At 70.7% G+C, this 1,756-nt stretch carries 2 protein-coding genes and 1 pseudogene; all 3 read left to right on the plus strand.

Annotated features, from left to right (window positions below; all coding sequences use genetic code 11):
* Positions 1-726 (plus strand): dihydroxy-acid dehydratase (locus D180_RS12995; RefSeq protein WP_017913127.1); only part of this gene is annotated, 726 nt, incomplete at its 5' end.
* Positions 727-984: 258 nt separating this feature from the next.
* Positions 985-1,509: a sigma-70 family RNA polymerase sigma factor gene (locus D180_RS13000; RefSeq protein ID WP_026143437.1), complete on the plus strand. Its 525-nt coding sequence runs from the start codon at positions 985-987 to the stop codon at positions 1,507-1,509.
* 65 nt (positions 1,510-1,574) lie between these two features.
* Positions 1,575-1,756 (plus strand): annotated as a pseudogene (locus D180_RS13005) (iron dicitrate transport regulator FecR); the annotation flags it as partial.

Raw genomic sequence — 1,756 nt, forward strand, 5'->3', positions numbered from 1 at the left:
CTCGGCAGCGAACTGGCGCTGGACGCGCGCACCGTCAACGGCCACACCCTGGGCGAGAACGTGGCGCAGGCGCCGTGCTGGAACCGCGAGGTGATCCACCCGCTGGACGCGCCGGTGCGCGCGGAGGCCGGCATCGCCGTACTGCGCGGCAACCTGGCGCCGGACGGCGCGGTGATCAAGCCGTCGGCCGCCTCGCCGCACCTGCTGCGGCACCGCGGGCGCGCGGTGGTGTTCGAAAGCATCGAGGACTTCAAGGCGCGCATCGACGACGAGGCGCTGGACATCGACGCCGACTGCATCATGGTGCTCAAGCACTGCGGCCCGCGCGGCTACCCGGGCATGGCCGAGGTCGGCAACATGCCGTTGCCGCCGAAGCTGCTGCGCGCCGGCATCACCGACATGGTGCGCATCTCCGATGCGCGCATGAGCGGCACCGCCTACGGCACCGTGGTGCTGCACGCCTCGCCGGAGGCCGCCGCCGGCGGCACCCTGGCGCTGGTGCGCGACGGCGACATCATCGAACTCGACGTCCCCGGCCGCGCGCTGCACCTGGAAGTCAACGACGAGGAACTGCTGCGCCGACGCAGCGAATGGACCCCGCCGCCGGCGCCGCCGCGCGGCTGGAGCAAGCTCTACGTGGAGCACGTGCAGCAGGCGCACCTGGGCGCCGACCTGGATTTCCTGGTGGGCGGCAGCGGCGACGCGGTGGCGCGCGATTCGCATTAGCGGTCGCGGCGGGATGCATCCACCTTGCCTTCGCAGGAGCGGCGGCGAGCCCGCCGTGCGCACTGTGGGAGGGACTTCAGTCCCGACGCATTGCCCCATCGGAACGCACATCACGTCGCGCGTCGCGGCTGCATGACAGGCGACTCCCGCAGGAAGTGGCGAACACCGCCTTGCTCCACACGGACCGCCCCCAAACGTCACCGAACCGTCATCTGCAGCTTCTAGCCTGCCCCGCACCCCAGGGACAAGGCAGGCTCGGTGGCGGCTCACCCCAAACGCGCATGGGCGCGCATGTTCGCGGAACACGGCCCGGTGCTGCGCGGCTTCTTCGTGCGCCGCGGCGCACGCGAAGACGCCGAGGACATGGTGCAGGAAACCTATCTGCGGTTGCTGCGCGCGCATCGGCAGCAGGGCGAGGCCATCGCCAATCCCGAAGCCTATCTGTACACCGTCGCGCAGAACCTGGCGCGCGAACAGGCCGCGCGTCGCCGGCAGGCGCCGCTGCGCATCGACGAGATGGAGCAGTTCTCGCAATTGCTGGCGGCGGGAGACGACGTGGAAGACAGCGCACACCGGCGGCAGCGCCAGCAGCACCTGCAGGCCCTGCTCGCCGAGCTGCCCGCGCGCACCCGCGCGGTGCTGGTGATGCAGTACCGCGACGGGCTGAGCTACAAGCAGATCGCCGAGCGCATGGGCGTGTCGCCGCACATGGTCAAGAAACATGTGGTGCGCGGGCTGTCGGCCTGCCGCCGCGCGCTGGCCGACAGCGGAGACCGCTGGTGAACGACAGCACATTCTCTTCGCGCAGTGCCATCGCCGATGCCGCGCACTGGCATGCGGTGCAACGCATGCAGCCGCTGGACGCGAAACAGGAACAGCAGTTGCTGGACTGGCTGACCGCCTCGCCGCAGCATCTGCGCGAGTATCTGGCCATGCAGCGCGTGGCCGGCGAACTCGGCGAGGCGCTGCGCAGCATGGACCTGGACGTGGACGCCTTGCTCGCCAGCGACGACACCGCCGATGGCGCGGC

This window comes from Xanthomonas sp. SHU 166, assembly GCF_000364685.1.
GTDB lineage: Bacteria > Pseudomonadota > Gammaproteobacteria > Xanthomonadales > Xanthomonadaceae > Xanthomonas_A > Xanthomonas_A sontii.